A 6,645-nucleotide genomic window follows, 5' to 3' on the forward strand; every position below is an offset into this window, starting at 1 on the left:
CCCGGCGGGCCGTCGTCCGGCGGGCCCGGACGCGGGGCGCGCACGCCGTGGTGGCGCTCCGGGAAGGGGCTGGCGCTGGCGGCGGGCACGGTGGCGGTGGCCGTGGTGGCCACCGTGCTGATCGTCAACAACCAGGGCGGCAACCACCCGGCCGTGCCGACCGCGAACGAGGTCGCCCTGCAGGCCCCGGCCGATCCCGGGCCGGACCCGTTCACCCCGTCGGTGGAGACCCAGGGGGTGAGCGCCCCCGCACCCGGCTCCGCCGTCCCGACCCCCGCCCCGACCGTCACCCCGACGGCGCAGCACCCGGGCGGCGCCTCGTCCCGGAGCGGTTCGCCGACCGCGCTCCACAGCGTCGAGGGCAGCTCGGCCGGGCTGTACGCCGGGTCGATGGGCAAGCCGAGCTGCGACACCGAGCGCCTGGTCGGGATGCTCTCGACCGGGGACACCGGGCGCGCCTGGGCCTCCGCCGCCGGCATCGCGCAGGCCGACGTCCCCGGCTACCTGCGCTCGCTGACCTCCGCCTACCTGCGGGTGGACACCCGGGTGACCAACCACACCTACAAGAGCGGCGCGGTGGTCGAGTACCAGTCCGCACTGCAGGCGGGCACCGCCGTCCTGGTGGACGCCCAGGGCGTGCCCCGGGTGCGCTGCTCCTGCGGCAACCCGCTGAAGCCGCCGACGCTGGTGAGCAACGCGAGGTACACCGGGAAGGCCTGGGCAGGCTTCCAGCCGTCCACGCTGATCATCGTGGTGCCGGCAGCCCGACCGGTGACCGAGATCATCCTGGTGAACGTCGAGACCGGCGGGTGGTTCTCCCGGATGACCGGGCGGGTCGAGGTCGTGGACCGACCGGCCGAACCGCCGAAGGGGCCCCTGGTGCCCGGCATCCCGCCGCCGGGCCCGTGGACGCCGTCCACACCCTCGGCCACCTCCTCGACCTCCCCCGGCACGACGTCCCCCGGCACGACCTCGCCCGGTGCAACGTCGCCGGGTGCAACATCGCCGGGCACGACCCCACCCGGCACGACCTCGCCCGGCACGCCGACGAGTTCGGGTGCCATCCCCTCAGGCTCCACAAGCGCCGGAGTCACCTCCTCGGGCCCGACGACCCCCGGAGCCACGTCCCCGACCAGCTCGGGTCAGCCGCCGGGGACGGCCACGACGACCAGCACCCCGCCCCCGTCCACGGTGACCACCGGCACACCGACTCAGACTCAGACACAGACGCCGGCACCGGTCACCAGGACGCCCTCCCCCGCGACGACGACCACCGCCGTCACGACGGCAACCGGGACCACGACGGCGACCACCACCACCGCCCAGGCGCCGACCGCGACCTGCGCGAGCACCGCGCCGTCCACCCTGCCGCCCTGCCCGACCGCGAGCACCGCCACGCCGAGCTGACCCGGCGCACGCCCCACTCCGCCCCGCTGCCATCGACCCTCACCCGGCCGGTGGCAGCGGCACATCTCAGGGCACGGACCTCAGGGCAGCAGCACCTTCGCGTCCTCGGGCCCGAGCACCCGGCCGTCCGCCGAGCGCACCTCGACCGGCGCGACGGGCGCACCGGACTCGCGGTCCACCAGGCGCGCCCGGGGCTCGCCCTCCTCGAAGAACCACTGGTCGCCCCACTGCCGCAGCGCCGTGATCACCGGGAACAGCGCACGGCCCTTCTCGGTGAGCACGTACTCCTGGTACGGGCTGCCGTCGGCGGCCGGCGCGAGCTCGAACACGCCGTTGGCGACCAGGCCGGCCAGGCGGGAGGACAGGATGTTCTTGGCCAGGCCGAGGTTCTTCTGGAACTGCCCGAAGCGGCGCAGTCCGTCGAAGGCGTCACGGACGATCAGCAGCGTCCAGCCGTCGCCGACGACGTCGAGCGGACGGGCGACCGGGCAGGCCGATTCCTCGTGCGTGGTGCGTTTCGGCACTTCTCCCACCTCTCAGCTCTCACCGGTCGGCGCCCAGCGTACCGATCAGAGCGTGGTTGCTTATTAAAACCAGAATATGCCATGGTGTCGAGGTAGCACTTTGAAACCACAGTGCCCCTTCGAGGGAGTCCCGCCCATGACCTCACCCGCCCGCGCATCCGCCGAGGACCCGACCGCCGCCGACCCGACCGCCGACGAGTCGACCGCCGACGCCCTGGCCAAAGCCCCGGCCGACACCCCCACCGGGGCCCCGCCGCGCGGCCTGTCACCGGCCGTCGCCTGGCTGCTCTCCGTCGCCTGCGGCCTCGCCGTGGCCAACGTCTACTACTCGCAGCCACTGCTCGACCTGATCGCCCGGGACTACGGCATCGCCCCGGCGACCATCGGCCTGGTCGGCACCCTCACCCAGACGGGCTACGCCCTCGGCCTGCTCCTGCTCGTGCCGCTCGGCGACCACGTCAACCGCCGCACCCTGATCACCTCCCAGCTCGGCCTGTCCGTCCTCGCCCTCCTCGCCGTCGCACTCGCCCCCTCCGCTCCGCTGCTGCTCCTCGCGATGGCCGCCGTCGGCGTCCTCGCCGTCGTCGCCCAGGTGGTCGTCGCCTACTCCGCCCAACTCGCCGCCCCGGGCGACCAGGGCCGGGTGGTCGGCACCGTGACCAGCGGCATCGTGGTCGGCATCCTGCTCGCCCGCACCGTCGCCGGGACCATCGGCGACCTGGCCGGCTGGCGCGCCGTCTACGTGGTCTCCGCCGTCGCCACCGCCGCCATGGCCCTCGCCGTCGCGGCCGCCGTCCCGTCCGAGCGGCACCGGGCGGCCGAGCGGATCGGCTACCCGCGGCTGGTCGGCTCGGTGTTCACGCTCTTCGCCCAGGAGCGCGTGCTCCGGGTCCGGGCCGTCCTCGCGCTGCTCGGCTTCACCTCCGTCACCGTGCTGCTCACCCCGATGGTGCTCCCGCTCGCCGCGCCTCCCTTCGACCTCAGCCACACCCAGATCGGGCTCTTCGGCCTGGCCGGCGCCGCCGGAGCGCTCGGCGCCGGGTACGCCGGCCGCCAGGCCGACCGCGGCCGGGCCGAACGCACCGCCGGCATCGGCCTGCTGGCCATGCTGGTCGGCTGGCTCCCGGCCGCGCTGCTGCCGCACTCGGTCTGGTGGCTGGTGCTCGCCATGGTGGTGATCGACTACGGCCTGCAGTCCCTCCACGTCGCCAACCAGCACCTCCTCTACCAGGTCCGCCCGGAGGCGCAGAGCCGCCTGACCGCCGGCTACATGCTGCTCTACTCCGCCGGGTGCGGCGCGGGCGCGATCCTGTCCACCGTCGTCTACGACCACGGCGGCTGGACGGCCGTCTGCCTGCTCGGCGCCGCCACCAGCCTCACCGCGCTCGGCTACTGGTGGACGGCGGCCCGCCGCTGACGGCCGATCGGCCACCGGCGCCGGCGCCTACGCGCATGTCACCTACGCGTCCGCCACCGGCGCCTCCGCCGACGACGCCGCGGCGAGGACCTCCCGCAGCGTCCGTATGCCCTCGCGCCAGGCCGCCGCCTCCCCCGACTCGTCCCACAGCTCCGCGAGCTCCGACTCCTCCGCGACCACCCGGTCGAGCGCCGCCACCGCGAGCGGGCGCAGCTCGGCGGAGAGCGGCGGGACCGGCTCCTTGGGCCCGTAGGCGCTGGTCACCGCCGCCCCGCCCGGGCACTGCGCCGCCACCAGCGCGGCGGAGGCGACCGCCTCCACCGCCTCGTCCGAGTCCAGGAACTCCTCCGCCCGGACGGCGTACAGCAGCGCCGACCGGAGCAACGCCTCCCGCTCGCCCGGCGCCGCGTCGTCCAGTCCGCCGCAGAAGTCCGCCGCCGAGTCGTTGTCGAAGTGCCCGATGTCCCAGGTGCCCATGCCGATCCCCTCACGCCGTTCGTGTTCGTGTGCGACGGATGCTTGCACACGGCACTGACAATCGGCCGGGCCGAGGGATATTCGCTGGTCAGGGCCGACCGCGGTGGGGCAGAGTGCCCCCATGACCACGATTCAGGGGCTGGACCGGGACGGGTACATCGCACGGGAGGGCTCGCTCGACCGCGTGCCGCCGGCGTTCGCGCCGGTGGTCGTCGCGGCCCGGGAGCGGATCGCCGCGGCCTTCGCCCCCGACCGGCTGCACAGCGCCTACCTCTACGGCAGCCTCCCGCGCGGCACCGCCACCCCCGGCGTCTCCGACCTCGACCTGCTGCTCGCCCTGCGCCACGAACCCACCGCCGCGGACCGGGCGGAGGCCGACGCCCTCGAGGCCGCGCTCGACGGGGAGTTCGCGCAGGTGAACGGGGTCGGCGTGGTGCTGGCCGGCACGGACACCCTGCTGAGCGAGCTCGAACGCCACGACCTCGGCTGGTTCGTCGCCTGCCTCTGCACCCCGCTGCTCGGCGAGGACCTCGCCGCCCGGCTCCCCCGCTACCGCCCCACCTCGCTGCTCGCCCGGGAGACCAACGGCGACCTGGCCCTGGTCCTCCCGCTCTGGCACGAGCGCCTGGCCGCCGCCACCACGGAGGCCGAACTGCGCGGCCTCACCCGCGCCGTCTCCCGCCGCCTCGTCCGCACTTGCCTCACCCTGGTCATGCCCCGCTGGGGCGGCTGGACCAGCGACCTCGCTGCCTCCGCCGAGATATTCGCCGGCTACTACCCCGAGCGCGCCGCCCAAGCGCGCCTCGCCGCCGCCCTCGCCCGCGGCCGCACCCCCGACCGGGCCGCCCTCACCGTGCTCGTCGACGACCTGGGCCCCTGGCTCGCCGCCGAGTACGCCGCCGTCCACGGCGTGAAGGCACCGCGCCCGTGACGGCGCCGCGCCCGTGAAGGCAGCACGCCCGTGACGGAACCGCACCCGGACGGCCGGCCCTACGGTCCGGACCACCGGTGCGTCCCGCTCCCGCCGGCCCACGGCACGCTCGTCCCGGACGTCGTCGGCGGTCGGATCGGGTACGTCGAGGTCCTCGATCGGGAGCCGCTCCGGGACACCAGCCCCGGCCGGGGCTGAACTCGCCACCGCCGCAGGGGCTTCAGTCCACACACGGGATCCCGCCCGCCTTCACCGCCGGCCCCTGCATCGGCAGCCCCGCCGCCGAGTCGGCGGAGGTCTCACCCGGCGCGCCCGACGGCACGGCCGTCGGGCTCGGGGTGCGGGAGACGGCGAGGGTGAGCAGGACGCGGCCCGCGGGGATCCCCGACGAGAAGACCGCGTTCACCCCGTAGCGGGCGGCGAGGCGCTGCGCCTCGGCCTTGGCCCCGGCTCCGTACCCGACCGCGGTGGCCCGGGTCCTGGCCGGGGCGTCGCCGATCCGGCCCGTCTGGTAGCCGAGTTCGGCCAGCGCCCGGGACTCGTAGGCCGCCGCCCCCGCCCCCGCGACCGCGTTGATGTCGACCACCGCCTTGGGCGTCGCGCTCGGCGTCGGGGTCGCGGAGGGCGACGGGGCCGGATCGCCCGGCGCGTCCCCGGACGGCGCGACGGGCACGACGGCGGGGACGGCCGGCGCCGGCTCGTGCTTGAAGAGCTGCCGGACGATCTTCCTGATCAGGTCCGGGTTGACGGTGTTGACCTCCTGCCCGCCGACCGTCTTGAAGCCGCTGATCGGCAGGGTGTTGAACTCCACGTTGCCGCCGGTCAGGTTGGGCGCCTGCTGGGCGAAGTCGAGGATGTTCCACTCGTTGTCGATGACCACGTCCTTCTTCACCACCGCGAACAGCTTCTGCATCTGCCCGAGGTCGTTCAGGATGCCCTGCTGCTTGAGCCGGTACTCGACGGAGGAGAGGAACGCCTGCTGCCGGTGGGTGCGGTCGAGGTCGCCGTTGGTGAGGTGGTGGCGCTGGCGGACGAAGGAGAGCGCCTGCGCGGCGTCGAGGGAGCTGATCCCGGCCGGGAGCTTGAGGCCGGTGCCACCGCCCTCGTGGGTGGCGGTCCGGGCGATGATCGGGTCGTCCACTGGGTGGTTGAGGCAGACCTGGACCGGCTCGACCGCCTTGGCGATGTCGTAGAAGCCGATCAGGTTCACCTCCGCGAAGTGGTCGATCGGGACGTCCAGGAAGCTCTGCACGGTCCGGATGGTGGCCGAGCGGCCGGCCTCGCGGCTCTGCCGTTCCAGCGCCGCCTTGGAGAGCCCCTTGCCCGCCAGCTTCTGCTCGGCGGCCTCCTTGGCGATGCCGTACGCCTCCTTGATCTTGTGCATCTTCCCGTCCGCGCCGACGGTCTGCACGTAGTCGTCGCGCGGGACGGAGAGCGCGGTGACCTTGCCGCCGTTGGCCGGGATGTGCAGCACGATCAGGGCGTTGGTGTTGTACCCGCCGATCTCGCTGGAGCCGGCGTGCAGTTCGTCCTCCACGAACTGCCGGGGCAGGTCGTTGCCGTCCATGTCCTTGCGGCTGTCCAGGCCGATCAGCAGCAGGTTGACGGACTTGTCGAGGTGCGGCGGGGCGTTCTTCCTGGCCTCGCTCAGCGCGGTGGACTTGATCATGCCGTCGTCCAGGCTGCGGTACTCGTACCAGGTGAAGCCGCTGGCGCCGAGCACCGCGACCGAGACGGTGCAGGCCAAGGTGCGCCCGGCGACGGTCAGCGGGGCGGCGGCGCGGCGCGGGTCGTAGCCGCGCCGGCCGCGCAGACCGCGCTGCCCGCGTTGGCCGCGTTGGCCGGTACGGCTGTTGCCGCGCTCAGCCACGGCGGCCCCTTCCGGCCGG

General features: G+C 74.4%; 7 protein-coding genes. 4 read left to right on the forward strand and 3 right to left on the reverse strand.

What is annotated here, in order from left to right; all coding sequences use genetic code 11:
• A partial coding sequence (locus AE652_RS32255) for a DUF6777 domain-containing protein (RefSeq protein ID WP_159028612.1) occupies window positions 1–1,407 on the forward strand: 1,407 nt, incomplete at its 5' end.
• Between the two features lie 80 nt (window positions 1,408–1,487).
• Here the strand turns inward: AE652_RS32255 and AE652_RS32260 are convergent.
• Window positions 1,488–1,931, reverse strand: coding sequence for a helix-turn-helix domain-containing protein (locus AE652_RS32260; RefSeq protein WP_049658043.1), 444 nt, complete (start codon window positions 1,929–1,931; stop codon window positions 1,488–1,490).
• A gap of 136 nt (window positions 1,932–2,067) precedes the next feature.
• Between AE652_RS32260 and AE652_RS32265 the strand changes: the two genes are divergently transcribed.
• A complete protein-coding gene (locus AE652_RS32265; RefSeq protein WP_082346114.1) occupies window positions 2,068–3,348 on the forward strand; it encodes an MFS transporter in 1,281 nt (426 codons plus the stop codon).
• A gap of 42 nt (window positions 3,349–3,390) precedes the next feature.
• Here the strand turns inward: AE652_RS32265 and AE652_RS32270 are convergent, their stop codons facing one another.
• Window positions 3,391–3,825 carry a DUF4259 domain-containing protein gene (locus AE652_RS32270; RefSeq protein ID WP_049658045.1) on the reverse strand — a complete coding sequence of 145 codons (435 nt, stop codon included), beginning with the start codon at window positions 3,823–3,825 and terminating at the stop codon, window positions 3,391–3,393.
• A gap of 121 nt (window positions 3,826–3,946) precedes the next feature.
• Here AE652_RS32270 and AE652_RS32275 point away from each other — a divergent pair, with 121 nt between their 5' ends.
• Complete coding sequence (locus tag AE652_RS32275) at window positions 3,947–4,756, forward strand: nucleotidyltransferase domain-containing protein (RefSeq protein WP_049658047.1); 810 nt, start codon at window positions 3,947–3,949, stop codon at window positions 4,754–4,756.
• A gap of 30 nt (window positions 4,757–4,786) precedes the next feature.
• Complete coding sequence (locus tag AE652_RS46785) at window positions 4,787–4,954, forward strand: hypothetical protein (RefSeq protein WP_159028613.1); 168 nt, start codon at window positions 4,787–4,789, stop codon at window positions 4,952–4,954.
• A gap of 22 nt (window positions 4,955–4,976) precedes the next feature.
• Here AE652_RS46785 and AE652_RS32280 read toward each other — a convergent pair.
• Window positions 4,977–6,645 (reverse strand): LCP family protein (locus tag AE652_RS32280; protein ID WP_234348621.1); only part of this gene is annotated, 1,669 nt, incomplete at its 5' end.

It is taken from the genome of Kitasatospora sp. MY 5-36, assembly GCF_001182915.1.
Lineage (GTDB): Bacteria > Actinomycetota > Actinomycetes > Streptomycetales > Streptomycetaceae > Kitasatospora.

Excerpts from the sequence above, each read along its gene's own strand:
- AE652_RS32265 (WP_082346114.1), top strand. The coding sequence starts at position 2,068 with ATGACCTCACCCGCCCGCGCATCCGCCGAGGACCCGACCGCCGCCGAC.
- AE652_RS32270 (WP_049658045.1), bottom strand. The coding sequence starts at position 3,825 with ATGGGCACCTGGGACATCGGGCACTTCGACAACGACTCGGCGGCGGAC.
- AE652_RS32275 (WP_049658047.1), top strand. The coding sequence starts at position 3,947 with ATGACCACGATTCAGGGGCTGGACCGGGACGGGTACATCGCACGGGAG.